A 24,455-nucleotide genomic window follows, 5' to 3' on the forward strand; every position below is an offset into this window, starting at 1 on the left:
AAGGAGATTCTCATGGCCGTTCTCGTTGGCAAGGCAGCACCCGACTTCACCGCAGCCGCAGTACTGGGCACAGGCGAAATCGTCGATAGCTACAACCTGAAAGAAGCGACCAAGGGCAAGTACACCCTGGTGTTCTTCTACCCGCTGGACTTCACCTTTGTTTGCCCGTCCGAACTGATCGCGTTCGACCATCGCCTGAACGAATTCAAGTCCCGCAATGTGGAAGTGATCGGCGTGTCCATCGACAGCCAGTTCACTCACAACGCATGGCGTAACACCCCGGTCGACAAGGGCGGTATCGGCCCGGTTGGCTACACCCTGGTGGCCGACACCAAGCACGAAATCGCCAAGGCCTACGACGTAGAGTCCGCTGACGGCGTGGCTTTCCGTGGTACGTTCCTGATCGACCGTGAAGGCGTAGTGCGTCACCAGTACGTCAATGACCTGCCGCTGGGCCGCAACGTGGACGAGTACATCCGTCTGGTTGACGCGCTGCAGTTCACTGAAGAACACGGCGAAGTTTGCCCGGCTGGCTGGAACAAGGGCCAGGCAGGTATGAAGGCTGACCCGAAGGGCGTGGCGGATTATCTGGCTTCGCACGCAGCTTCGCTGTAACCGGACCGGTTACGACATGCGACGGTGGCTTTGCTGCCGTCGTCCAGGGCGCCGCATTGCGGCGCCTTTTTATTTTCCACAATGCTGCCATGGCGTATTCCCCATCGTGACCCGGTCAGCCCTTTAGCCGCCAATACAACCCTGCTGGCTGCGTTACGCTCACTTGCCGTACGTACTGTCTGCGTTTCGCGTGCCTTGCCAGCAACGTTGCACTGGGTTGTATCGGTGGCTAATAGTGAGCCGACCAGAACGCAGTCATAGACCTGCGTGAATGCGGATCGCCCCCCGGCAGACCCGCCCCGAATCACCTGAACCGGATACGACAGTTGCATGTGTGAGCATAGTGCCCGTGTCGTGATCCTGCCCGGCATTCTGTCAGGCGGATGCGGCGGGCAGGCTTAGCCGCCGTGCGCCTTCCCGGGATTGGCGGCTTGCTTGATCACCACGGTATCTGCGTCGTTCAGTGTTTTCAGAAACGCAATCACGTCCTCAATCTGCGCGTCGTTCCAGGCCGGTTTGCCGCCGCGTTTGCGGGTGAGGGGCTCGTCATTGGTATCGACGTTGTCACGCAGATGGGCCGGCAGGTCATCAAATTTCGCCACCTTGCCGTTTTTGACGGGATACCAGCGCTGCGGCTGGGTGTCGCGTTGCACATAAAACTGCAGCGTGGTTTTCAGATCGTGATAACGGCCGTTGTGAAAGAACGCGCCACGGGTCGCCACATTGCGCAGTGTGGGCGTGCGGAACATGCCGCAATACTGTTTTTGCGCTGCCTGATCCTGGCGGACAGGGCCACACAAGCCCATATCGAAGAAATGCGGATTCTTGTTGGCCGCCAGTTCCGGGTTGCGCGGTACGCCCAGCACTTCAAACTGGTAATCGGTAAATACCGGGTGCGCACCATTGGCCCCGATCACATCAAAGTGGCACGAGGCGCAGTTGCCGCTTTTGGGATCATCAAACAATTGCTTGCCGCGCAGTTCTTGCGCGGTCAGTTGCGCTTTGCCATCCAGCCACGCATCAAACTTGCTGGAATACGGGTGGAAAGCCGCGTCGTTCAACTGGTATTGAGCCAGGGCGATGCCGGCGTAGTGCAGGGCATCGGTATCGCTGGCCAGAATCTTGTCACCAAACACCTTACGGAACGCCGCCGCATTGGGGCTTTTGCGCAGGCGCGCGGCAAACTCGGCAGGGGAGGCGTTGGCCATCTCATCGGCGTTCAGCAACGGAAAGGCCGCCTGATCTTCCAGCCGGTCAAAGCGGCCGTCCCAGGTCAAACCACCGGTGGGCGGCAGTTCTTGCGCTTCCAGACGCTCCATCAGGTTAGCCGGGCTTTCCACGTGCCAGGCCTGGGCGCGGTTCAATACATAGCGCAATGACGGCGCGGCGCGCAAACCCTGGTGTTTCATGTCCGGACCACCCAACTGCGTTGCCAGATTGTTGGCCGGTGCAAAGGCGTGGCCCGGATCATGGCAGGAGGCGCAAGCCATCTGGCCAGAGCCGGAGAGGCCGCGATCAAAAAACAGTGCGCGGCCCACATCGGCGGCGCCAGGCCACTGTGTGGCTGCGGCGGGTTTAGCCGGGGTTGCAGGGGTGGCGGCATGCACGAACAACGCACTGCTGCCAATCAGACCGGCCAATGCCAGGGTGGCCAGGGTGAAGCGTCGGGAAGTCAGATTCATGATGTTCTTATGTGAAAAAGCAGCGACCGCAGCCAGGGCCACGGTCGCTGCATCTACGCTGATGACTTAGTGCAGATTGTTGAAGATATCGCTGCCAAAGCTGGTCAGACCGTCCTGGCCGGCATAGCCCAGATGGCCCAGGTTGAAGATGTCTTCAATACTGCGCAGCAAGGAGTAATGGTTGTAGGCCGTGCTCGTCACCGTGCCGCCCTTGATGAACGGGGAGAGCATCACCGCCCCGGTCTGGTCGCCGCCAAAGCTGTTGTAGGTCATGGTGATGGCGAAGGTGATGCCATGCGTGGTGTAGTTACCCAGCGGCAGCGTCTGCGGGAAAGACGCCAGGTTCGGGCCCGGCTTCTGGCCGCAGCAGGAGGCGCCGTCGTAAATCACCGTCATGTTGCCAGTGGTGGCGCTGGTCATGGTGGTGGTGTTGCTGGTGGCGGAGCTTTCGTCAAAGTTGATGATCAACAGACCGTCTTGCTGGAACGCCGGCGAGGCAGTGATGATCGGCACCCATTTCTTCAGGAAGGCATCTGCCGAAAGCAGACCACCCGCTTCACCGGTCACGCACGGCGAATCATGGCCGTCATGGCACAAGTTGGGTGTGATGAAGTTGAAGTTGGCGGTCGTGCTGATGGATTTCAGATCGTTCTGCAGTTGGGCCAGCTCAGTCACGTTGTTGTTGCATTCGCTCGAATCGATGATCGAGTGGAAATACATGAACGGGTTGTGACGCGTGGCGTACTGGTCACCCGTGGCGATGGATGGGGTAGACGCTTCCGGCGACTGGGTCATGTCCTGCGTGCCAATGATCGGATGGCCGCAGGTTGCGCTTTCACGCGCCGGATCAAAACCCATGTCTTCCATATAACCGTGCCAGGTCAGACCGGCTGCCTTGAGCTGGTCAGGCAAGGTCTTGATGGTGGCCGGGTAAATACAACCCTGGCCGATGGCCTGGCCGTCGCTGTCCGTTCCGGTCTGGGCGAACTCGCTATAGGTCTGGCAGTCGGTGTTGGTCACCGGATTGCCCGACTGGCCGGAAATCATGGCGATGTAGTTATCCAGGCTGACGTGGCCGGTGCCAAAGTACTGCGGCACCAGCGCACCCTGGCCGACCAGGGTTTGCGACAAATAAGTGGCCGGGCTGCTGGCGGCAAAGGTGGTGCTGTAGTTTTCGTTTTCCAGGGTCAGCACAAACACGTGGCGGATGCTGTGGATGGATGGTGCGGGTGTTGGGGTCGGTGTCGGTGCAGAGACAGTCGTGCTGTCGCTGCTACTGTTACAGCCCACCATCGCTCCCAAGACGATGGCCGAGCCCAGAATTGCGGCCAGCCACTTGTTCCATGTTGTTTTCATTATCTTTCCTGATGGTTTTGGAGTTGGCAATGTCCAGAGGAGGCCTCTGACCACATCCCTTCCGGATCTTGTGGGCCGGGCGATTGGCAGCGGTTTATGCCTTGCAGCTCATCCCGAATCCGACCCCCCTGAATCCCCGAAAGACGTGTTCAGAGGCCCCCACACGAAGGTTTTTGCCGCATGCATGAAAACATACAAGTATGTATTTTTTGTTAAGTGGCAAATCCATGACACCCGGATAGAATGGCGAAATGCAAAATCAGTCGCGCTCTAGCGCCACCCGCCAGTTGTTGCTTGATGCAGCACGCAAGATATTGATTGAACAAGGTTATGCCCGGCTGGGAGAGGCCCGCGTATGCGAGTTCGCCGGGGTCACGCGGGGGGCGCTGCGCTACCACTTTCCGGAAGGATTGCTGGACCTTTTGCCGGTGCTGCTGGCCGATATTGTCGATATCGAAATCGCCAAGATTGACTCCACCGGCATTACCAACCCGCGCGAACGCATCTACCTGGGTTTGTTTGCCTTTGCGGGCGGTCATACCCAGACTGATTCGCTGGCGCTGCTGGAGCTATGGATGGCCGCACGCGGCGACAGCCGTCTGGGTGAACGGCTCACGCCCATCTTGCATACGATGGATCAGCGGATTTTCCGTCTGGAACCCGGTCAGGAACTGGAACCCGATTTGCTGGCTTGCCGCCTGTTGTTGCACGGTGCCAGCCTGCACATCTTCAGCGGTGATTTTGATCGCGCCAAACTGGCCACGGCCATGCAGTGGGTGATGAGCAAATGGCCACTGCCGGACGGTTTGCGCGAGCGTTTTGCCAAAAAGCCAGGCGAACTGGCCTGAGCGTCAGGTCGGGCGCAACGGCCGAAAGTAGGCGGCGTCGTCGTAAAACGCGGTGTCTTGCTGCGGCCACCAGCCGGGCACGCCCAGATAAGGCAGGGGTGGCAACTGGCGCGGGGATTGCAACGCGTTGGCATCCACTGCGGTGGCCAGATACCCATCCAGCCATTGCCAGCGATCTGCCTCCGGCAGGCTGAACCATTCCGGCGTGACTTCGACCGGCCAGCATTTGCCGGTCAGGCCGGGGAAGGGGTCGAGCAACGCTTCCAGGTTGGCATGACCAAAACACACCGCACCGATCCCGCTATTCCACTGGGCTTGTTCGCTGACAAAGAGCGTGGACCAGCGATGCCCGCGCAAATCTGCCAGTAATGCCGGGTTGCACCACGGCAGGATCAAGCCACACTCATCAAACAGCGTGGCCGCATCGCGCACCGGGCCACGCTGGCCATGGGCGGATTGATTCATGTGCCGGATATGCAGCGCGTTGAGCGCGGCCTTGGTCTTGGGAAAACGCAGCCAGATCAGCGCGTTGAACAGATCGTGCCAGTTCTCTGTCCGGGTGGCCACGCGGCCACGCAGATGGATTTCGGTCTCGTAATAGTCGGTCAGTGATTCAGCCGGCACAAAAGAGACACACTGGCCGGAGCGGGTGGCAGGGCGGTCTGGCAATGCCTCCCATGCCGCATGCGTCGGAAAGGTATCGAACCGGGTGAGCCAGTTGCGCACCGGATCAAAGGCCGGATGCGCAAACTGCGGATGCGGCCAGCAGGGCGCCAGCGCACCCGTGGTGGCGCGGGTCAGGGGAGACGTCCCATATCCAGCCGGCCTTCTGCCAGGGTACTGGCACCGTCTGCAGCTACGGCTTTGACCGACAGGTAGTAGCGATTACCCTTCACGCAGGGCGCACTGTAGATCGAGCCGTCTTTGGCCCCCAGCGACTTGAGCCCGGCCGGCAGCGGGCCTTGCGCCGGTACGCCCGGAATCTGCGCGCTGGCCGCGCCCTTGGGCATGGTGTATTGCAAGCGACCCAGACCGCCGTTATCCAGACCGCCACGCTCGGAAAACTCGACCAGCAAAAACGCGGTGCCGGCTGGTACATCAAACACATTGAGCCCCGGTGTGGCGGCAGAGCCCCCCAACCTGGCGCATTGCTGGCCAGCGGGCACGCTGGCACCGTTCCACAACGGACTGGTAAAGCGCACGGTGAGCGCACCTGTATCCGCGTGGGCGACAACGCAACTGAGCGCAAGCAAAAGGGCGGTGGACAGTGTTTTCATGATCCGGGCAAGGCCTGTTCGGGGAGGTTATTCTAGCCCAATGCCACGATGCGGGAAGGGCACGATGTCACATCCGGTGCGCCTCCGTATAATGCGGCTCACACCTTGTAATCTCAGAAAAATACCGCTCATGTCTGCGCATGTGATTGCTCCGCCACAGACGGGCACCAGCCCGCAAACCTGGTATGACTCGGTTCGCCATCAACCCGGGTTTATTGAAGACGCCGCCCAGGCCGCGGCCATTGCCCGGCTGGAGCAGCTATACCAGACGCTGGTGGAGTTCAAGCGCAAGCGGCATCGCCTGTTTGGCAAAACCCTGTTGCCACAACCGCAGGTGCCACACGGCGTCTGGTTCTGGGGCGGCGTAGGGCGTGGCAAAAGTTTTCTGATGGATGCCTTTTTTGCCGGCCTGCCGTATACCCGCAAAAAGCGCATTCATTTTCACCAGTTCATGCAAGACGTCCAGCGCGAACTGGCCACGCTGAAAAGCGAAACCGACCCCCTGGTCAAAGTAGCGGAAAAAATCGCCCGTGGTGTGCGGGTGCTGTGTTTCGATGAATTCCACGTTTCCGATATTGCCGATGCCATGATTCTGGGCCGGTTGCTGGAAAACCTGTTCCAGCGCGGCGTCGTGCTGATTGCCACATCCAACTACCCACCAGATGGCCTGTACCCCAACGGTTTGCAACGCATCAATTTCTTGCCGACCATTGAACTGATCAAGAAAAACCTTGAGGTGTTCAATCTGGATGGCGGGCAGGATCACCGCCTGCGTGCCTTATCTGCCGCGCGCACCTACCTGAGCCCCATCACGCCGGATGTCGACGCTGAACTCGACAAGTTATTCTCCCAGGTGGCCACTGGCGCCGATCAGTCAAAAACCATTACCGTGGCAGGGCGCAATATCAGTTGCCGCCGCCGGGCGCCGGGCGTGATCTGGTTTGATTTCTACAAAATCTGCGGCGACCAGCGCGGCCAGGCGGATTATCTCTATATTGCCCGCACTTACCACACCGTCATTGTGACCGGCATTCCAGCGCTGGAAGCCCGTCAGGCCTCAGAAGCCCGCCGCTTTACCTGGCTGGTGGATGTGTTCTATGACCACCGCGTCAAACTGATCCTCTCTGCCGACGTACCGGCAGAAGCGCTGTATGTGGATGGCGTGCAGTCCAGCGAGTTTTTCCGCACCGTCAGCCGCCTGACTGAAATGCAAACGCTGGAATACCTGGCACTGCCGCACCAACCCATTCTGGAATCGCTGGCCGGTTTGGTAGAGACCTGAAACCGACTACGGAAAACTGCCAACACTGGCAGGGTGCCAGTTGTCGGATTGCCACAAATAAAAAGCCCCGCAGTGCGGGGCTTTTGCATTTTTGCCAGATATTTGCCGTGTCAAATAAATGCTCAGGCAGCGGCCTTGCGAGACGCCGTTTTGACGGCTTCAGTCGTCGCGTTGGTCGCCGCCTTGACCGAAGCATCGGTAAATTCAGCCACTTGCTTGGCGGCTTTGGTCAGGCTATCGACCGCAGCCGCGGTAGCCTGGGTGGTGGATTTGAATGCGGCAACGGCAACATCTGCACCCGCCGGGGCCGATTTGGCCACGCGATCCAGACCGCTCAACAAGTCCTTGTTGAAGGCAATGGCACGTTCTTCATACAGTTTGGAAATCTCGCCTTGCGCTTGCGAGGCAATTTCAAAAATGGCGCGCGAGAACGTGGTGGCTTGTTCTACACTGGTTTCAATAAGCTTCTGACGCAGAGCCAGTGCTTCTTGTGCATCTTTTACCGACAGCAGTGCGCGCGCATTTTTAACGTTTTCTTCCAGCGCGGTACGGGTGGCTTCAACCTGCACCTTGAACAGGCGCTCGCTGCTATCCAGCGAGAGTCGCGCAAAACGCAGCGCTGTTTCGATCTGGCCGGTAGCCAGTTCGGCAAATTGTTGTTGAGCTTGGGACATGATTCACTCCTGAATGATCCATCGGTGGTCGTGCAGGCGCTATAAACATTACTTGCTTCAAACAACCATGATGCGCTGCACCATTGATTTTATTGTGGAATCGTCAGAAAGCAATGTCAAACATTTTTTTGTGCAGTGCAGCATGACCGGTTGCGTAGCGGATAAACGGGCGCTACTCTTGGCAGCACTTTCGTAATATTGCGAAAATCACTACAACCCGCAGTCACCTTATCAGGGGAAATGCATGAGTGTTGAAAAACGGGTGATCAAGAAATATCCCAACCGGCGGCTCTACGACACGGCCACCAGCTGTTACATCACGCTGGCCGATGTCAAACAACTGGTACTGGAACAGATCGACGTTCAGGTGCTGGACGCCAAGTCGGGTGAGGACATTACCCGCAGCGTGTTGCTGCAGATCATTCTGGAAGAAGAATCGGGCGGTATCCCGATGTTTTCCTACGATGTGCTGACCCAGATCATCCGCTTCTATGGCCATGCCATGCAGGGCGTGATGGGCAACTATCTGGAAAAGAACATGCAGTTGTTCACCGAGATGCAAACGCGGCTGCAAGATCAGGCCAAAACCTCGCTCGGTGGCGAAAACCCCATGCTCAACCCCAATATCTGGGGCGATTTCATGAAGTTCCAGGGCCCCGCGCTGCAAAGCATGATGGGCAAATATCTGGAAAGCAGCACTGCGCTGTTTGTGGATATGCAACAGCAACTGCAGGATCGGGCCAAGCACCTGTTTACCGGCTTTGGCATGCCAGGCTATGGCCGTGATGGGGGCAAGGCTGATCCCAATGAACCCGAACCTTCCTCGCCGCCTGCCAGCGACGAGCCGCCGGAAAGTCCGGCACCCAAGCGCCGTACGACGCAGAAATAAACCATTGAAATAAAAATTGATTTAAAATACTCGGTTGTCCATGCGGGCGTGTTGTGGGAGCCCCTGAACAAATCCCTTCCTGGTGAAGTTTGCCTGTGGAAGACTTGTTCAGAGCCTCCTGACGACATGCCCGCTCTGTTTTGGTTTGAAGGCTGACGCCACTTTGCCGCAGCCTGCTGGAGAGTAAGAATGTCTGCTGCTGCGCCCAAAGTGGGTTTCGTAAGCCTTGGTTGCCCAAAGGCACTGGTTGATTCCGAGCAAATCCTGACCCAGTTGCGGGCCGAGGGTTATCTGATTTCTGCGTCTTATGACGATGCAGATATGGTCGTGGTCAACACCTGTGGTTTTATCGACTCCGCCGTGCAAGAGTCGCTCGATGCGATTGGTGAGGCGCTGGCCGAAAACGGCAAAGTGATCGTCACCGGCTGTCTGGGCGCCAAGGCCGATGGCGGCCTGATCCGTGACGTCCACCCCAAAGTGCTGGCCGTGACCGGCCCGCATGCCAAGGACGAAGTCATGGAGCAGATCCACGTGCATCTGCCCAAGCCGCATGACCCGTTTGTCGATCTGGTGCCGGCTGCCGGTATCAAGCTCACGCCCAAGCACTATGCGTACCTGAAGATTTCTGAAGGCTGTAATCACCGCTGTACCTTCTGCATTATTCCGTCCATGCGTGGCGATCTGGTGAGCCGTCCGGTGCATGAAGTGCTGCGTGAGGCAGAGAACCTGGCCAAGGCTGGTGTCAAAGAGTTGCTGGTGATCTCGCAAGACACCAGTGCCTATGGCGTGGACGTCAAATACAAGACGGGCTTTCACAACGGTCGCCCGGTGAAAACCCGCATGACCGAACTGGTAGAAGAACTGGGCCGCCAGGGTATCTGGACCCGTCTGCATTACGTGTACCCGTACCCGCACGTGGATGAGGTCATCCCGCTGATGGCCGAGGGCAAAGTGTTGCCGTATCTGGATATCCCGTTCCAGCATGCCAACCAGCGCATCCTCAAGCTGATGAAGCGCCCGGCCAGTTCTGCCAATGTGCTCGAACGCATCAAGGCATGGCGTGCCATTTGCCCGGATCTGGTGATCCGCTCGACCTTCATTGTGGGTTTCCCGGGCGAAACCGAAGCCGAATTCCAGGAACTGCTGGATTTCCTGGATGAAGCGCAACTGGACCGCGTGGGCTGTTTTACCTATTCGCCGGTCGATGGCGCTACTGCCAACGACCTGCCGGACCACGTGCCGGCGGATGTGGCGGAAGAGCGCAAGCAGCGCTTTATGGAAAAGCAGGCCGAAATCTCAGCCAACCGGCTGGCTGCCAAGGTAGGTCGCGAGTTCACCGTGCTGGTCGATGAAGTCGATGAAGAGGGCGCTGTTGCCCGTACCTATGGCGACGCGCCAGAGATCGATGGGCTGGTGTACTTTGAGCCCACGGCTGACGTGAAGCCGGGTGATTTTGTGAAAGTACGTATTACCGATTCGGATGAACACGACCTCTGGGCTGTCCAGATGTGAGGAGTGAGGCGTGAGGAGTGAGGTGATTCTTGTGCCATCGCTCCTTACGCGTTCAGCCGCCTGGATTTACACCTCACCCCTTACACCTCACGCCTCACGCAAAATGGATACCTCATTCGAACGCCGCTTTGGCGGCATTGCCCGCTTGTATGGCACAGCCGCGCTGGAACGCTTTCGCCGCGCGCATGTGTGCGTGATCGGTATCGGTGGCGTGGGCACGTGGGTGGTTGAAGCGCTGGCGCGCTCCGGCATTGGCCAACTGACGTTGATCGACCTGGACGACATTTGCGTGTCTAACACCAATCGCCAGTTACCTGCCCTGTCCGGCCTGTTTGGCCAGATGAAGGTCGTGGCGATGAAAGAACGCGTGCTGGCGATCAATCCGGACTGTGTGGTCAACACCATTGAAGACTTTGTGGCAGAAGACAATCTGGAAGCCATGCTGGGGCAGGGCTACGACTACGTGGTCGATGCCATTGATAGCGTCAAGACCAAGGCGGCCATCATTCATTGGTGCCGTCGCCGCAAAATCCCCTTGATGGTGACCGGTGGTGCCGGCGGTCAGACCGATCCCACCCAGATCAAGATCGACGATTTGTCCCGCACCACGCAGGACCCACTGGCGGCCAAGGTCCGCAACATCTTGCGCAAAGATTATGGTTTTCCCAAACCGGGCAAGAAGTTTGGCGTGGATTGCGTGTACTCGACCGAGGCGCTGGTGTATCCGCAGGCGGATGGCAGCGTGTGTGGCACCAAACCTGAGGCTGGCGACAGCCCGGTACGGCTGGATTGCGAGGGCGGCTTTGGTGCGGTGACGCCCGTGACTGGTACCTTTGGTTTCGTCGCCGCTTCACGCGTGCTGCGCAAGCTGGCGGATTCGGCCAGGGTTTGAGAGAGAAGGTGGCTTGACCAACAAAAAACCGCGCTCAAGGCGCGGTTTTTTATTTTCCACAATATCCAGCACCCATTCATTCAACGGCTGGCGTCGCCGCGGCGTCCTCTGCTTTTTTGACTGGTTTGCCGCACTGATGGCAGAACGGGAAAAACGCAAAATTGCGCCCGCCGCATGCGCAAACCCGAAACAGTTCCAACCCGCAGTGGATGCAGAAACTGGCCTGATCACCCGCCAGATTCCATGGCTTGTCGCAAGATGGGCAAATCTTTTTCTGATACGAGCTGATGGCTTTTTCATAGACCACGGTGCGGGCACGCTCGCTCTGGCTTTGCTGCATCTCCAGCCGTTTGCGTTCCACATAGCGCTGGAACGCCCGCAGCATGTACACACCGGCAAACACGGTGAGGATAATCCCCACCACCACCCGGATATAGCCACCAAAGCTGGGCAGATAAGGCACCAGTTCCACAAAGAACGCGGTCAGCGCAAACAGCCCAAAGCCATAGATAAACGGCCAGTAGCGGTGCTTGCGGAACTTGATAAACAGCCAGATCGCCAACAGCAACAGGGGCAGGGTGAAGGCCAGTCGCCAGAAGAAGATGCGCAGGTCATACTTTTGCAGGGCCTGCTCGTAGGTCTTGCTGCCCTGATCCAGCAAGAGGCCAAGGCGACCCTGGGTCTGTTCTTGCTGTTTTTCGACGGTGCGCAGCTGGTCGGCCAGTACATCACTCTGGCGCTGCCAGTTGCTGGCCCCGGCTTGCAGCGCATCCAGCGCGTGCGTACGGTTCAGGACTTCCGGGTCCTGGCTGCTGTTACCCGTCGCCTGGCGGGTTGCCAGCCAGTTGCGGAAGGTCTGGTTGGCGGCGTTGTATTCGTCATGCGCGCGACCAAGGGCGGTATCGGCGGTTTCTTTCTTGTCGGCCAGCACGGCATGTTGGCGTTCCAGCTGTTTTTGCTGCTGTTCCAGTTGTGTGCGGGCGTTCTGGTCAATGAAGGCGTCCGGCTGCGGCGGGCCGCCAGCGGGTGCGTAAAACAAGTCGCGCATGACCAGATCGCCTAGCGTATTCAACAGGCCGGCAAAGACCAGCACGACGATCCATGAGGCAATGCGCAACAAGCGTTCGGGGCGGGAGTGGGCTTGCGTGGTGGCCATCCGGTATTCCTTGATCGCGACAAAGATGATGCATCATTGCATGCCGTGGATATCGCTGCATTGTGTGAACCCCATAGACAACAAAAAACCGCCAGAGCGGCGGTTTTTCCGGGGTGAACGCAGGGGCTGCTTAATGGCGTTTGGGTTGCGGGGCAATGGCCAGCACCACGCCCAGCACGCACAGCGCCGCGACGTAGTGGGCGGGCGCCTGGTGGTCAAACTTCAACCAGGCGCTGATGGCAACCGGCGTCAGACCACCAAAAATGGCATAGGCCACGTTGTAGGCAAACGACACGCCAGAGAACCGCAAGGCCGGCGGGAAGGAGCGCACGATCAGGTAGGGCACCACGCCAACCACGCCGACGAAAAATCCGGTAATGGCGTAATTGAGCATCAGCGTATCTGGCGCCACCGGCTGGTTAAAGTAGAAGTTGTAACTGGTCAGCAGCAAGCCGACGCTGCCTGTGGCCAGCGTCAGGCGGCCACCAAACTTGTCTGCGCAAGCCCCGAACACCACGCAGCCGATGGTCAGGCAAAAGGTGGCCAGGCTATTGGCCTGCAAGGACAACGCCGGGGCCACGGCCTGTACTTTCTGCAGCCAGTTGGGGGTGAGCAAGATGACGACCACGATGGCCGCCGACAGCACCCAGGTCAGCAACATGGCTTGCACGGTGCCGCCCGGATGGTTGCGCACGGTTGCCGCGACAGGCAGACCCTCGGCCAGCGCCTTGCGTTGATGCAGTTCTTTGAAGATAGGGGTTTCTTCCAGGAAACGGCGCAGGTAAACGGCAAACAGACCAAACAGCCCACCCAGAATGAACGGAATGCGCCAGGCAAAACTGCTCACTTCATCCTTGCTGTAATGGGTATTGATGACGGTGGCAATCAAGGCCCCCAGCAAAATGCCAAAGGTGAGCCCGGCCGTCAGTGAACCTACCGCCAGACCAGTGCGACTGGGGGGGACGTGTTCAGAGACAAACACCCATGCGCCAGGTACCTCGCCACCAATGGCCGCGCCCTGCAGGACCCGCAACACCAGCAACAGCATCGGCGCAAATACGCCCAGCGTGGCGTAGGTGGGCAACAGGCCCATAAACAGGGTAGGCAGCGCCATCAGGAAGATCGATAGCGTAAACATGCGCTTGCGGCCCAGCTTGTCGCCATAGTGGGCAATGATGATGCCCCCCAGCGGGCGGGCCAGATAACCCGCCGCGAAAATGCCGAAGGTTTGCAGCGAGCGCAGCCAGTCTGGCTGTTCGGGCGGGAAAAACAGGTTGCCGATCACGGCAGCAAAGAACACGTACACCACGAAGTCGTAGAACTCCAGGGCGCCGCCGAGGGCGGAGAGGGTCAGGGTCTGGATGTCGCGGCGGTTCAGTGGCCGATGTGCGCCCGTCAGGGGCAAGGAATCCGTATTGGTTGTCATGTTGTTATCGGTCATGGGCTGAAATCACAAAAAGGCGCAATGCGCAGAGCAGAGCCGCTGTGACCGGGTGAGGACAGCATGCACATCACCCGGTCTTGATTGACTGGGTGATCCTCGCCAGACAAGACCGGACACGGATTGGTGTGCGGTAGACGGTCTGGGGCGGCGGATCGCGCCACCCTTACCGCTTAAGGCGATGGGCTCTTTTATCAGTTTGTGCCGTGTTGGGGCAAGCGGCATCTGCTTTTTGGGGTAAAACCCAGGCGGCCTGGCGGGCGTACCACGCCGGCTATGCCATTCGCCTGGATCGCTACCGGAAAAAGCCGACTTCTACCGTATAATCCGGCCACCAAAAACAGCTTCATTTTCAGGACTTTCAAGGACACCCGGACGGGAGCATGCGCAAATCCTGGATCATTGCACTGCTGGTTGCACTCTGGGCCCCTGCGGTGCTGGCACGCGACACCATTACCTGGGTCATTTTTGACTGGCCGCCGGTGTTCATCCTGCAAGATCGCAGTAGCGAGTCGGTGCAGCAATTGGGGGACGGCATTGGCGACCATCTGGTCAAGCTGTTGATACAACGCTTGCCGCAGTATCAGCACCGCGTGGTGGTCATGACGCCCAAGCGCGCGTTTGCGCAGATGAAACAAGGCGAGAACCTGTGTGTGCCCTCCACCCTGCGCACGCCAGAACGCGAAAACGTCGCGGTGTTTACTCCGGCGTTGATTACCATGCCCATCCAGCTGGTGACGCGGGAAGACCTGTTGCAAACGCATCCGGACTGGCGTGACGGCGTGGACCTGGAAACCCTGGCCGCAGATCGCACGCTGGTTGGCGGCTATGAGGGGACCCGTTCTTACGGTGCAACCATTGATAAAGTGCTGGCTGATCCAGCCAATACGGGTTTACGGCCGGTATCGGGCGGAGAGCCCGGCAGCCTTTATCAGATGCTGGCGCTCAAGCGTATTGATTACACCCTGGAGTATCCGCAGATTGTGACCTGGCTGGCCGAGCGCAAGCAGTTGCCGGCGGGGATCACGGTCGTGCCTTTGCGTCAGCCCGATCCGTGGCTATTGGGTAATGTGGCGTGTACCAAAAGTGTATGGGGCGGCAAAGCCATCCACCAGATCGACGAAGCCTTGCGAGAGGCGGCCCGGCAGCCGTCTTATCGTGATCTGATGACGCGTTGGGCACCGGTCCATTTGCGGGATGCCCAGCGCAGAGAGCTGGATCGGTTCCTGCATGATCGTTCGACCCACAACTACGTGCCGTGAGGCGACAACAAAAAAGGCAGCGACGGCTGCCTTTTTTGTTGTACCCAAGCCCTGCGCAGCGCTTAACCCAGCGCCGCCTTGAGCTTGTCCCGGTCCAGTTCTTTTTCCCAGTGCGAGACCACAATCGCGGCCACACCATTGCCGACAATATTGGTCAATGCACGTGCTTCGGACATAAAGCGGTCCACCCCCAGGATCAACGCCAGACCGACCACCGGAATACTCGGCACCACCGCCAGTGTGGCGGCCAGCGTAATGAAACCCGCACCCGTCACGCCAGACGCGCCTTTGGACGTCAGCATGGCCACAATCAGAATCGACAATTCCTGGCCCAGCGAGAGGTCGATATTCATGGCCTGCGCCACAAACAGTGCAGCCAGCGTCAGATAGATATTGGTGCCATCCAGATTGAAACTGTAGCCGGCTGGCACCACCAGACCCACCACAGGTTTGCTGCACCCGGCGTCTTCCATTTTCTTCATCAGTTGCACCAGTGCACTTTCAGAAGAAGATGTCCCCAGTACCAGCAGCAGTTCCTGGCGGATGTAGTTCAGGAACTTGATGATGCTAAAGCCGGTGAACCGGGCCACCGTGCCCAGCACAATCAGGATGAACAAAATGCAGGTCAGGTAGAAGCAACCCATCAGGCTGGCCAGCGGCAACAGTGCCTTGAGGCCGTATTTGCCGATGGTAAATGCCATGGCGCCACCCGCCCCCAGCGGGGCCAGCCACATGACGGACTTGACCATGCCGAAGAAAATATCCGACAAACCTTCGACAAAACGCAGCACCGGGGCGCCTTTCTCGCCAATCTTGTTCAGCGCAAAGGCAAACAGAATGGCCACCAGCAAGACTTGCAACAAATCGCCGCCACCCGTGAAGGCGTCTGAAAACGTCTTGGGGATGATGTGCAGCACAAAGTCGGTCACATGTTGTTCATGCGCCTTGGTGGCGTATTCGGCCGTCAGTTTGGGGTCCAGCGTGGCCGGGTCCACGTTAAAACCCTTGCCCGGTTTGAGCAGATTGGCGACCAGTAAACCAATGGCAAGGGCAAAGGTGGAGATGACCTCAAAGTACAACAGCGCCTTGCCGCCCACCCGCCCGACCTTTTTCAGATCGCCCGCATTGGCAATCCCCAGCACCACCGTACAGAAAATCACCGGGCCGATCAGCATCTTGATCAGCGCTATAAAGCCATCACCCAGTGGTTTGAGCGCGATGCCAGCCGCGGGGTCGACATAACCCAGGATGCCGCCGGCCACGATGGCCACCAGTACCCAGAAATACAGCGTTTTATGCATGCGTTTCATACAGTGTCTCCCCTTCGTATTTTATTTTCGAGCCTCTTGATCAGGCCCTGAACCGGTTGTTGCAATGCACAAAAACAACTTGTGCATCAACGTGTTGTGGCACTTGCTCAGCTAATCTAGAGCCGACTGCGATCAGCGTCGACCAGGGGATTCCGCGTCCGGTGTATCCCTTACGGCAAGTCCTTACGCATTGACGCCAGGGCGCATGAGTTCTAGCCTGAACCTCCTTGACCCTGGCAGGCAGCACCTCATGGCAAAACAAGAGACACCCGCGCACAGTGGCGTGCGCGTTGATAAATGGCTCTGGGCCGCGCGCTTTTACAAAACGCGCTCGCTGGCGACGGATGCGGTAGAGGCGGGCCATGTCCACTTGAATGGTCAACGCCCCAAACCGGCGCGTGAACTCAAGGTGGGTGACCTGCTGCGGGTGCATACCGAGCATGGCGAGTTCGAGGTCAACGTCACGGCGCTAAGTGACAAACGCGGCCCGGCCGAGGCGGCGCGCGCGCTCTACACAGAGACGCCAGAAAGCCAGGAAAAGCGTGAGCGGGTGGCAGAGGCTGATCGGCTGGCACCGCGCTTTGAACATCCGCAGGTCAAAGGCCGGCCAACCAAGAAGTTCCGCCGGCAGATGAACCAGTTCGAACGCGGCTGATTGGCCGCCTGGAGACCCGTATGAGCCAGTTCCGCAGCGAAACCGATTCCATGGGCGCCATTGACGTGGCGAACGACCGTTACTGGGGCGCGCAAACGCAGCGCTCGGTGGGTAATTTCCCCATTGGTGTGGCGCGTTTCAAGTGGCAACGGCCGGTGATCCGCGCGCTGGGTATCCTGAAAAAGGCCGCCGCGCAGGCCAATGCCAGGCTGGGCGAACTGCCCAAAGACGTGGCCGAACGGATTGTCAGCGCGGCCGATGAAGTGATCGCCGGCAAGCTCGATAGCCATTTCCCGCTGGTCGTGTTCCAGACGGGTTCCGGTACGCAATCCAATATGAATGCCAATGAGGTGATCTCTAACCGCGCCATTGAAATGGCCGGCGGACAGATGGGCAGCAAGACGCCAGTACACCCGAACGATCACGTCAACCGTGGGCAGTCTTCCAACGATACGTTCCCGACCGCCATGCATATTGCCGTGGTGGAAGAACTGCAACAGCGGCTGTTCCCGGCCATCGCCACCTTGCGGACCACGCTGGCAGACAAGGCCACGGCCTTTAGCGGCGTGGTTAAAACCGGCCGCACCCATTTGCAGGACGCCACCCCCATTACGCTGGGGCAGGAGATTGGCGCGTGGGTGGCGCAGCTTGATTTTGGCATTGAAGCCGTGCGCGCCACCTTGCCCGGTTTGTATGACCTGGCCATTGGCGGCACGGCGGTCGGCACCGGGCTCAATGCCCATCCGCAGTTTGGCGAGAAAGCCGCCGCGCAGATTGCCACCATTACCGGGTATCCATTCCGGGCCGCGCCCAACAAGTTCTTTGCCCTGTCCGCCCACGATGCACTGGTCCAAACCTCTGCTGCGTTGCGCACGCTTTCCGGCGGCCTGATGAAGATGGCCAACGATGTGCGCTGGCTGGCCAGCGGGCCACGTTGCGGGATTGGCGAGTTGCGCATTCCGGAAAACGAACCGGGTTCCTCCATCATGCCCGGCAAGGTTAACCCCACTCAATGCGAAGCCATGACCATGGTGTGCGTACAAGTGTTTGGTAACGATGCCGCAGTGGCGTTTGCCGGTACGCAGGGTAATTTTCAGCTCAATGTGTACAAGCCGGTGATGGTGCATAACGTGCTGGAAAGCATCGCCCTGATCAGTGACGCGGTGCTGGCATTCAATGATCATTGCGCGGTGGGGATTGAGCCTGATCTACCGGTGATTGAATCCAACCTCGCCAAAAACCTGATGCTGGTGACGGCATTGAATCGCCATATCGGCTACGACAAGGCGGCGAAGATTGCCAAGAAGGCGCATCACGAAGGGCTGACGCTGAAACAGTCAGCGCTGGAACTGGGGTATCTGACTGAGGAAGAGTTTGCGCAGTGGGTGGTGCCGCTGGAGATGACCAAACCGTCGGTTTGAATAGGGTTGGGTTGCTGTTCGGGCATTCTCACTGACTCGTCATTCCGGTCCTCGGCGGCCCCCTTGAGGCGCAATCCAGTCTGGCTGCCGCGGGTGGTCCTCGCCTGTGAGTGCGTGTTTGCATGCACACCACTTCGTCATTCCCGCGGAGGCGGGAATCCAGTAGGCCGCCGAAGGTGGCCTTTGCGAAAAAGAACCATCCCGTAGCCCGGATGGAGGCCATCAGGCCGGAAATCCGGGGGTGGCGGCATTGGTTCATATTGTTGTCGGGTGTTAGCGCCTTGCGGCGCAGGTTTGAAAGGCATTTGATACCGGGGGTGCCCGGACCACGTCACTTTCTTTTGCCTCGCCAAAAGAAAGTAACCAAAGAAAAGGCGACCCCTGCGACAGCGCCCTGCGGGTTCCCTGCGCTTCTCGCAAAGTCCGGCTGGCTCCAGGGAACTCGCTACGCTCAAACACCCTTGCGCCGAAACCCCGGACTTCGCTGCGATGCTCGGCGCTGCCGGAGGGGAGGAAAGTCAACGGCAACATCAAAAACAGCCTCAATCCCACAGCGCCTCCAGTTGCCACTCGCCTTGGTTGGGCTAGGCAGCGCAGCAATAAAAAAACGGCAGCCAAAGCTGCCGTTTTTTCACCAACCGCCACCCGCCAATTACTTGGCCGGTGCTGCGCCACCCACAATCTCCAGCACTTCCCACTTGCCACCCTTGACGGTGTAAATGGTGATCGCGCCGTTCTTGATGTCACCCTTTTCATCAAAGGTGATCGGGCCAGTGACGCCTTGATAGTCGATCTTGGCCAGTTCCGGCAGGTACTTGGCCGGTTCGGTGGAGCCGGCTTTCTTCATGGCTTCAACCATCACCTTCACGGCGTCATAGCAGTACGGGGCGTACAGCTGCACTTCCTGGCCGAAGGTCTTCTTGAACTTGTCCAGGAACTCCTTGCCGCCTGGCAGTTGATCCTTCGGTTGACCCGGGGAGGAGGACACCATGCCTTCAGAGTCATCACCCGCCAGTTTGATCAGTTCCGGGGTTTGCGTACCGTCGCCGCCCATCACCTTGGCGGTAATGCCCAGCTTGTGGGCTTGTTTCTTCAACGGCGCGGCTTGTGCGTCCATGCCGCCGTAGAAGATCAGGTCAGGCTTGGTGCCCTTGATCGAGGTCAGGATGGCGTTGAAGTCGGTTTCCTGATTGGTGGTGAACTCACGCTTCACCACATCACCACCGGCAGCCTTGGCGGCTTTTTCGAACTCGTCGGCCAGGCCCTGACCATAAGCGGTGCGGTCATCCACAATGGCGATCTTCTTGGCGCCCAGCTTTTGCACGGCGTATTCGCCCAGCACTTTGCCTTGTTGGGCATCGTTGGCCATCACGCGGAAGGCGGTCTTGAAGCCCTGGGCGGTGTAGGCCACGGCGGTGGCAGACGGGGAAATTTGCGGAATGCCGGCGTCAGAGTAAATCTTGGAAGCCGGGATGGTTGTGCCGGAGTTCAAGTGACCGATCACGCCAACCACGTGTTCATCGACAAAACGCTGGGCCACGGTAGTGGCGGTTTTCGGGTCGGCCTGGTCGTCTTCGGAATCCATCTCGAACTTGACCTTCTTGCCGCCAATATCCGCGCCGCCTGCAGCGTTGATTTCATCGATGGCCAGTTTCACGCCGTCTTCGTTATCTTTGCCCAGGTGGGCGATGTTGCCGGTGAGCGGTGCGGCGTGGCCGATCTTGACGGTGACCGTGTCACCGGAGGCGCCGCCAGCGGCCGCAGTGGCGGAAGCAGCCGGGGCCGAAGCCGCGGTGTCCGATTGGGCCGGCTCCTGCTTGCCACATGCAGCAAGGCCCAGTACGGCCGCGGCAATCAGGGTGTAACGCGCGATGGTCATGTCCAGATCCTCTCAGAAGAATGCGAATTATCGGGTTAGTGGGTGAACACGCGGCGGTCCGCCAGTGCTCTTATCCCGGTGTTGGCATGACGTCAGCAAAGTGTTTTGTAAACACCTTGCGAGTGTTATGCCAAAGCTACAGGAATCGATAATGAGGACGCGCCTTTCTGGCTGTCAAATGCCTGGCCGGGGTCTTTGACGAAGGGTGGTTTCTATGCAACAGGCGACAAATGGTGGTGCATTGATGCGGTGCACGCACTGCTTGCCGGCCTCAACTATGCCTCAAAATGGCTCTGCGCCTTGCGTTTACAATTGTTTGTGTTCGGCAAACGAGTAAATGTGATGACCTGCAATCACAAAATGATCCAGTAGCCGCACGTCGATCAACCGTAGTGCATCGCGTAAGGTGTGTGTGAGTTTGATATCTGCGGCTGACGGCTCCGCCCGGCCCGATGGGTGGTTATGGGCCACGATCACGGCGCAGGCATGTTGTTGCAAGGCCTGGCGCGCCACCTCCTGCGGGTAAACCTGGGTCTGGTTCACACTGCCCTGGGATAGCTCCACCACCGTCATGACGCGGTGGCCGGCATCCAGCATGAGTGCCACAAAGCACTCCACCCGGCGATTGCGCAATAACAGGCCAAGGTAGTCCCGTACTGCCTGCGGGCTGGTTAGCGCGTCCGCGTGCCGGATTTCTTCTTGCAATGCCCGCCGGGCCATTTCCAGTACGGCTTGCAGTTGCGCGTACTTGGCATCGCCCATACCTGCTATCTGGGAGAAGGCGCTGCGGGGCGCAGCAAATACATTGTTGAGCGAGCCAAATTGATTGAGGAGCAAGCGCGCCAGATCCACCGCCGAATACCCGACAATGCCGACGCGCAAGAAAATAGCCAGCAATTCAGCGTCTGAAAGGGTAGCGGCACCGCGCGCCAGCAATTTCTCGCGCGGGCGCTCGGCGGCAGGCCAGTCGTGGATGGACATGGGGACTCCGGCAAGGGTGACAAACGCCATACCCTGTTACACTTCTGGCCCATCAGCAATCTGTAAAACAGTCAGGTTTGCCATGAAACAAACACAGAAACGCATTGTGCTGGGCGTGACCGGCGGGGTGGCTGCTTACAAAGCCGCAGAGCTGACGCGCCTGATGATCAAGGCCGGTTGGGAAGTCCAGGTGGTACTAACCCAGGCGGGGGCGGCTTTTGTCACGCCGGTGACTTTCCAGGCCTTGTCTGGCAGGCCGGTGTTTACCGATCAGTGGGATGCGCGGCTGGATAACAACATGCCGCACATTGACCTGACCCGGGGTGCAGACGCCATTCTCGTGGCACCAGCCACGGCCGACATGCTGGCCAAGGTTGCCCATGGTCTGTGCGATGACTTGCTCTCTACACTGATTGCAGCGCGAGATTGTCCGTTGTTGATGGCGCCCGCCATGAACAAACAGATGTGGGAAAACAAACCCAATCAACGCAATGTGGCGCAGCTGAAAGAAGATGGCGTCACCATTCTGGGGCCGGATGCCGGCGACCAGGCCTGCGGCGAAGTGGGCATGGGCCGCATGCTGGAGCCGGCAGCCATCATGCAGGCACTGGAAGCGTACTTCCAGCCCAAGCTGTTGCGGGGCAAGCGCGTGCTGATTACCGCTGGTGCCACGTTCGAACGTATTGACGCCGTGCGCGGCATTACCAATACCAGCTCCGGCAAGATGGGTTTTGCGGTGGCGCGCGCTGCGGCAGAGGCGGGCGCAGAGGTGACGCTGGTTGCCGGCGATACCGTATTGCCCACGCCGGCAGACTGCCAGCGTATCAATGTGAAAAGCGCACAGCAGATGCTGGAAGCCGTCGAGCAGCATGTACCGGTGAGCGACATTTTTATCAGCGTCGCGGCGGTGGCTGACTATCATGTGGTCAACCCGTCTGAACACAAGATCAAAAAAGATGCGGTGACGATGACGCTGGAACTGGCGGCCAATCCGGATATCCTGGCGCGTGTAGCCAGCCGGGCGGACGCGCCGTTCTGCGTGGGTTTTGCGGCCGAGTCTGAAAAACTGCTGGAACACGCCGAGGCCAAGCGTCTGCGCAAACACTTGCCCTTGCTGGTCGCCAACCTGGTGCAACAGGCCATGGGGGCGGATGACAATGAAGTGATCCTGCTGGATGACGCCGGCCAGCACAAACTGGTACGTGCGCCCAAGCTGGATATCGCCCGGCAACTGATTGCGCACATCGCCAGCCTGTATCAACGATCAACAAAACAAGTTTGAGGGGACCGCAACAATGAGCACGCTCGATATCAAAATCCTGGACCAGCGCCTGCAAGACAACCTGCCGGCCTATGCCACGCCAGGCTCTGCCGGGCTGGACCTGCGCGCCTGCCTTGCGGCACCGCTGGAACTGGCCCCGGGCGCGACGGCGCTAGTCCCTTCCGGCATGGCGATTCACCTGGCAGACCCGAAACTGGCCGCGATGATCATTCCGCGTTCCGGGCTGGGTCACAAGCACGGTATTGTGCTGGGTAATCTGGTGGGGTTGATTGATTCGGATTATCAGGGGCAAGTGTTTGTCTCGGTCTGGAACCGTGGCAGTCACTCATTCACGATTCAGCCGCTGGAGCGGATTGCCCAATTGATCGTGGTGCCCGTGGTGCAGGTGGAACTCAATATTGTGGAATCGTTTGAAGAGAGTGAGCGCGGGGAGGGTGGCTTTGGCAGTACCGGCAAGCGTTAGTGTATTGCTCTGGCACCCGTGAAACTGCGCCGCTTTGACGGCGCAGTTTCTTTTTGCGGCCTTGATCAATGCAAAACACCTGATGCGGCGTCAGCAGCACCAAATGGCGTTGTGAACACCGTGTGCCTGGCCTTGGGCTGTGCTGCCATTCACGTGTCATGAGGTGTACCGAATACGCCACGATTTGGGTCGTAGTAATGGATAAGACACCACGCTGTTCAGCAATTATCAATAAGCAATAGTTTCTTTTGAAATTTCAAAGTCATGGCCCCAAACGGTCGCTGCTGCGCCATCGCGGCCAGAGCAAACCCCTGATGTGAATCAATTTTTCAGGTGTTCGTCGCTCCTTATGCTCCTCCCCGTCGATGCACTTGACGGTGCGTCCCCATCCCCAGGGAGGAACATCATGAAGAAAATCTTGAGCCTTGCGCTCGCTGCGGCATTTCTTGCTCCGCTGAGTTTTGCGGATGTCTCTATCTATGGCCAGATCCGGTTTGGCCTTGAATACGACCACTACAACGATGACGCCAATGGCGCCCGGAACAAATTTCGTCCGTGGGATCAAGGCTCGCGGCTGGGTTTTAAGGGTTCTGACCAGCTGGATAATGGCGACTCGGTGATCTGGCAGGTAGAAAACGCCATGAGCTCAAAAAATGGCGACAACAAGAATATGGGGGGCACGGTGTGGGGTGGTCGCAATACCTTTATTGGCCTGACCGGCAACTGGGGGACGTTCCGCTCCGGGGTGTACGACAGCGCGTACAAAACCATGCTGACCAGTTCAAAATTGTCTTCATTGTTTGACGATTATGCAGATACCGCCGATTACAAAGGGAAAGGCGCTGCATTTGCGCAGTTGGCCCAGCGCTATAGCACGACCGTCAACTATGATTCGCCAGTCTTCAATGGTCTGCAGGTTCGCGGGCAATGGGCTATTGATGGGGCTCAGGGTGGCAGCAATGGTGATGTCTACAACCTGGCGGCCCTGTACAACACGGGCGGCTTGAACCGGGGCGGCGCCTACCAGTACGCCAAAAACCGCACGTTCATGAACCTGTACAGCATGAAGTCGTCGGCTACCGGCGGCGCACCGGATAACTCATCGCAGGTGAATGCGCTAACGGATGGCGCGAACACCCAGGGGCTGGAACTGGTGGGGAGCTATAGTTTCTCCGGCGCAACACTTGGGGCCGGCTGGGAACATATCCGCAGCAAGGAAACCAGCCGTACCGCCAGCTGGAATAACTATGTCGTGCTGGGCAACTACTGGTTCAACCCCAAACTGGAAGCGCAAGGCTTGTATGCCTATTCACGGCATATGCTGAGTGAAGACAGCCAGAATGGTCAGCAAGGTTCTCTTGGCCTTGTTTATTACCTGTCCAAACGCACGCGCTGGTACAACTATCTCGTGTATCTGCGTAATAGTGGTGATACCGATATTGCCCACCCGTACACCTTTACAAACGTGTCCGGCTCGCTGGCGGCCGCGCCGGGGCAGACTGCAACCGGGTTTGTGTCCGGTTTGCGGAGCGACTTCTAGGTTGCCGTCTTGAGGCAGGTATTTGCGCGACGCCGGAA

General features: G+C 58.6%; 22 protein-coding genes. 12 read left to right on the forward strand and 10 right to left on the reverse strand.

Annotation, left to right across the window (positions count from 1 at the left end):
* The first annotated feature begins 12 nt into the window (after positions 1 to 12).
* Positions 13 to 615 (forward strand): peroxiredoxin, encoded by a 603-nt coding sequence (locus HNQ50_RS21120; RefSeq protein WP_184103306.1) that lies wholly within the window; start codon positions 13 to 15, stop codon positions 613 to 615.
* Between the two features lie 398 nt (positions 616 to 1,013).
* Here the strand turns inward: HNQ50_RS21120 and HNQ50_RS21125 are convergent, their stop codons facing one another.
* Positions 1,014 to 2,297, reverse strand: coding sequence for a cytochrome-c peroxidase (locus HNQ50_RS21125; protein WP_184103308.1), 1,284 nt, complete (start codon positions 2,295 to 2,297; stop codon positions 1,014 to 1,016).
* A gap of 66 nt (positions 2,298 to 2,363) precedes the next feature.
* Positions 2,364 to 3,653: an alkaline phosphatase family protein gene (locus HNQ50_RS21130; protein WP_184103310.1), complete on the reverse strand. Its 1,290-nt coding sequence runs from the start codon at positions 3,651 to 3,653 to the stop codon at positions 2,364 to 2,366.
* A gap of 251 nt (positions 3,654 to 3,904) precedes the next feature.
* Here HNQ50_RS21130 and HNQ50_RS21135 point away from each other — a divergent pair, with 251 nt between their 5' ends.
* Positions 3,905 to 4,501, forward strand: coding sequence for a TetR/AcrR family transcriptional regulator (locus HNQ50_RS21135; RefSeq protein ID WP_184103312.1), 597 nt, complete (start codon positions 3,905 to 3,907; stop codon positions 4,499 to 4,501).
* 3 nt (positions 4,502 to 4,504) lie between these two features.
* Here HNQ50_RS21135 and HNQ50_RS21140 read toward each other — a convergent pair whose 3' ends face one another.
* Together HNQ50_RS21140 and HNQ50_RS21145 are read right to left on the reverse strand one after the other, a co-directional pair.
* Positions 4,505 to 5,227, reverse strand: a complete 723-nt coding sequence (locus tag HNQ50_RS21140) for a DUF3025 domain-containing protein (protein ID WP_184103314.1) — start codon at positions 5,225 to 5,227, stop codon at positions 4,505 to 4,507.
* A gap of 71 nt (positions 5,228 to 5,298) precedes the next feature.
* Positions 5,299 to 5,778, reverse strand: a complete 480-nt coding sequence (locus HNQ50_RS21145; RefSeq protein ID WP_184103316.1) for a hypothetical protein — start codon at positions 5,776 to 5,778, stop codon at positions 5,299 to 5,301.
* 130 nt (positions 5,779 to 5,908) lie between these two features.
* On the opposite strand from HNQ50_RS21145, the gene zapE reads away from it, so the two are divergent.
* A complete protein-coding gene (gene zapE, locus HNQ50_RS21150) occupies positions 5,909 to 7,060 on the forward strand; it encodes a cell division protein ZapE (protein ID WP_184103318.1) in 1,152 nt (383 codons plus the stop codon).
* Between the two features lie 122 nt (positions 7,061 to 7,182).
* Here zapE and HNQ50_RS21155 read toward each other — a convergent pair whose 3' ends face one another.
* Positions 7,183 to 7,734 carry a phasin family protein gene (locus HNQ50_RS21155; RefSeq protein ID WP_184103320.1) on the reverse strand — a complete coding sequence of 184 codons (552 nt, stop codon included), beginning with the start codon at positions 7,732 to 7,734 and terminating at the stop codon, positions 7,183 to 7,185.
* Positions 7,735 to 7,978: 244 nt separating this feature from the next.
* Here HNQ50_RS21155 and phaR point away from each other — a divergent pair, with 244 nt between their 5' ends.
* From phaR to tcdA, 3 genes are all read left to right on the forward strand, one after another.
* Positions 7,979 to 8,623, forward strand: coding sequence for a polyhydroxyalkanoate synthesis repressor PhaR (phaR, locus tag HNQ50_RS21160; RefSeq protein ID WP_184103323.1), 645 nt, complete (start codon positions 7,979 to 7,981; stop codon positions 8,621 to 8,623).
* Positions 8,624 to 8,812: 189 nt separating this feature from the next.
* Positions 8,813 to 10,135, forward strand: a complete 1,323-nt coding sequence (gene rimO, locus HNQ50_RS21165; protein ID WP_184103325.1) for a 30S ribosomal protein S12 methylthiotransferase RimO — start codon at positions 8,813 to 8,815, stop codon at positions 10,133 to 10,135.
* A gap of 103 nt (positions 10,136 to 10,238) precedes the next feature.
* Positions 10,239 to 11,027, forward strand: coding sequence for a tRNA cyclic N6-threonylcarbamoyladenosine(37) synthase TcdA (gene tcdA, locus HNQ50_RS21170; RefSeq protein WP_184103327.1), 789 nt, complete (start codon positions 10,239 to 10,241; stop codon positions 11,025 to 11,027).
* 76 nt (positions 11,028 to 11,103) lie between these two features.
* On the opposite strand, the gene HNQ50_RS21175 is transcribed toward tcdA, so the two are convergent.
* Positions 11,104 to 12,183, reverse strand: coding sequence for a zinc ribbon domain-containing protein (locus HNQ50_RS21175; protein ID WP_184103329.1), 1,080 nt, complete (start codon positions 12,181 to 12,183; stop codon positions 11,104 to 11,106).
* Positions 12,184 to 12,313: 130 nt separating this feature from the next.
* Positions 12,314 to 13,609, reverse strand: coding sequence for an MFS transporter (locus tag HNQ50_RS21180; RefSeq protein WP_184103332.1), 1,296 nt, complete (start codon positions 13,607 to 13,609; stop codon positions 12,314 to 12,316).
* Positions 13,610 to 14,007: 398 nt separating this feature from the next.
* On the opposite strand from HNQ50_RS21180, the gene HNQ50_RS21185 reads away from it, so the two are divergent.
* Entirely contained in the window at positions 14,008 to 14,886 is an 879-nt protein-coding gene (locus HNQ50_RS21185; protein ID WP_184103335.1) for a TIGR02285 family protein, read from the forward strand.
* A gap of 62 nt (positions 14,887 to 14,948) precedes the next feature.
* Here HNQ50_RS21185 and HNQ50_RS21190 read toward each other — a convergent pair whose 3' ends face one another.
* Entirely contained in the window at positions 14,949 to 16,196 is a 1,248-nt protein-coding gene (locus HNQ50_RS21190; protein ID WP_184103338.1) for a dicarboxylate/amino acid:cation symporter, read from the reverse strand.
* Between the two features lie 250 nt (positions 16,197 to 16,446).
* Between HNQ50_RS21190 and HNQ50_RS21195 the strand changes: the two genes are divergently transcribed.
* Together HNQ50_RS21195 and fumC are read left to right on the forward strand one after the other, a co-directional pair.
* Positions 16,447 to 16,851 (forward strand): RNA-binding S4 domain-containing protein, encoded by a 405-nt coding sequence (locus HNQ50_RS21195; protein ID WP_184103341.1) that lies wholly within the window; start codon positions 16,447 to 16,449, stop codon positions 16,849 to 16,851.
* Between the two features lie 20 nt (positions 16,852 to 16,871).
* Positions 16,872 to 18,272, forward strand: a complete 1,401-nt coding sequence (fumC, locus tag HNQ50_RS21200) for a class II fumarate hydratase (protein WP_184103344.1) — start codon at positions 16,872 to 16,874, stop codon at positions 18,270 to 18,272.
* Between the two features lie 652 nt (positions 18,273 to 18,924).
* Here fumC and HNQ50_RS21205 read toward each other — a convergent pair.
* Both HNQ50_RS21205 and radC read right to left on the reverse strand, forming a co-directional pair.
* Entirely contained in the window at positions 18,925 to 20,151 is a 1,227-nt protein-coding gene (locus tag HNQ50_RS21205; RefSeq protein WP_184103347.1) for a branched-chain amino acid ABC transporter substrate-binding protein, read from the reverse strand.
* A gap of 306 nt (positions 20,152 to 20,457) precedes the next feature.
* The gene (gene radC / locus HNQ50_RS21210) at positions 20,458 to 21,132 is read right to left on the reverse strand and encodes a RadC family protein (protein ID WP_184103350.1); all 675 of its coding nucleotides are present in this window, start codon (positions 21,130 to 21,132) and stop codon (positions 20,458 to 20,460) included.
* Positions 21,133 to 21,214: 82 nt separating this feature from the next.
* Between radC and coaBC the strand changes: the two genes are divergently transcribed.
* From coaBC to HNQ50_RS21225, 3 genes are all read left to right on the forward strand, one after another.
* Positions 21,215 to 22,414, forward strand: a complete 1,200-nt coding sequence (coaBC, locus tag HNQ50_RS21215) for a bifunctional phosphopantothenoylcysteine decarboxylase/phosphopantothenate--cysteine ligase CoaBC (RefSeq protein WP_184103353.1) — start codon at positions 21,215 to 21,217, stop codon at positions 22,412 to 22,414.
* A 13-nt stretch (positions 22,415 to 22,427) separates the two neighbouring features.
* Complete coding sequence (gene dut / locus HNQ50_RS21220) at positions 22,428 to 22,877, forward strand: dUTP diphosphatase (protein WP_184103356.1); 450 nt, start codon at positions 22,428 to 22,430, stop codon at positions 22,875 to 22,877.
* A 406-nt stretch (positions 22,878 to 23,283) separates the two neighbouring features.
* Positions 23,284 to 24,417, forward strand: a complete 1,134-nt coding sequence (locus tag HNQ50_RS21225; RefSeq protein WP_184103359.1) for a porin — start codon at positions 23,284 to 23,286, stop codon at positions 24,415 to 24,417.
* Positions 24,418 to 24,455 lie beyond the last annotated feature (38 nt).

It is taken from the genome of Silvimonas terrae, from assembly GCF_014202765.1.
In the GTDB taxonomy this organism is placed as follows: Bacteria; Pseudomonadota; Gammaproteobacteria; order Burkholderiales; family Chitinibacteraceae; genus Silvimonas; species Silvimonas terrae.

Excerpts from the sequence above, each read along its gene's own strand:
- fumC (WP_184103344.1), top strand. The coding sequence starts at position 16,872 with ATGAGCCAGTTCCGCAGCGAAACCGATTCCATGGGCGCCATTGACGTG.
- HNQ50_RS21130 (WP_184103310.1), bottom strand. The coding sequence starts at position 3,653 with ATGAAAACAACATGGAACAAGTGGCTGGCCGCAATTCTGGGCTCGGCC.
- HNQ50_RS21155 (WP_184103320.1), bottom strand. The coding sequence starts at position 7,734 with ATGTCCCAAGCTCAACAACAATTTGCCGAACTGGCTACCGGCCAGATC.
- zapE (WP_184103318.1), top strand. The coding sequence starts at position 5,909 with ATGTCTGCGCATGTGATTGCTCCGCCACAGACGGGCACCAGCCCGCAA.
- dut (WP_184103356.1), top strand. The coding sequence starts at position 22,428 with ATGAGCACGCTCGATATCAAAATCCTGGACCAGCGCCTGCAAGACAAC.
- HNQ50_RS21185 (WP_184103335.1), top strand. The coding sequence starts at position 14,008 with ATGCGCAAATCCTGGATCATTGCACTGCTGGTTGCACTCTGGGCCCCT.
- radC (WP_184103350.1), bottom strand. The coding sequence starts at position 21,132 with ATGTCCATCCACGACTGGCCTGCCGCCGAGCGCCCGCGCGAGAAATTG.
- tcdA (WP_184103327.1), top strand. The coding sequence starts at position 10,239 with ATGGATACCTCATTCGAACGCCGCTTTGGCGGCATTGCCCGCTTGTAT.
- HNQ50_RS21180 (WP_184103332.1), bottom strand. The coding sequence starts at position 13,609 with ATGACAACCAATACGGATTCCTTGCCCCTGACGGGCGCACATCGGCCA.
- rimO (WP_184103325.1), top strand. The coding sequence starts at position 8,813 with ATGTCTGCTGCTGCGCCCAAAGTGGGTTTCGTAAGCCTTGGTTGCCCA.
- HNQ50_RS21175 (WP_184103329.1), bottom strand. The coding sequence starts at position 12,183 with ATGGCCACCACGCAAGCCCACTCCCGCCCCGAACGCTTGTTGCGCATT.
- HNQ50_RS21190 (WP_184103338.1), bottom strand. The coding sequence starts at position 16,196 with ATGAAACGCATGCATAAAACGCTGTATTTCTGGGTACTGGTGGCCATC.
- HNQ50_RS21135 (WP_184103312.1), top strand. The coding sequence starts at position 3,905 with ATGCAAAATCAGTCGCGCTCTAGCGCCACCCGCCAGTTGTTGCTTGAT.
- HNQ50_RS21120 (WP_184103306.1), top strand. The coding sequence starts at position 13 with ATGGCCGTTCTCGTTGGCAAGGCAGCACCCGACTTCACCGCAGCCGCA.
- HNQ50_RS21205 (WP_184103347.1), bottom strand. The coding sequence starts at position 20,151 with ATGACCATCGCGCGTTACACCCTGATTGCCGCGGCCGTACTGGGCCTT.
- coaBC (WP_184103353.1), top strand. The coding sequence starts at position 21,215 with ATGAAACAAACACAGAAACGCATTGTGCTGGGCGTGACCGGCGGGGTG.
- HNQ50_RS21225 (WP_184103359.1), top strand. The coding sequence starts at position 23,284 with ATGAAGAAAATCTTGAGCCTTGCGCTCGCTGCGGCATTTCTTGCTCCG.
- HNQ50_RS21195 (WP_184103341.1), top strand. The coding sequence starts at position 16,447 with ATGGCAAAACAAGAGACACCCGCGCACAGTGGCGTGCGCGTTGATAAA.
- HNQ50_RS21145 (WP_184103316.1), bottom strand. The coding sequence starts at position 5,778 with ATGAAAACACTGTCCACCGCCCTTTTGCTTGCGCTCAGTTGCGTTGTC.
- phaR (WP_184103323.1), top strand. The coding sequence starts at position 7,979 with ATGAGTGTTGAAAAACGGGTGATCAAGAAATATCCCAACCGGCGGCTC.
- HNQ50_RS21125 (WP_184103308.1), bottom strand. The coding sequence starts at position 2,297 with ATGAATCTGACTTCCCGACGCTTCACCCTGGCCACCCTGGCATTGGCC.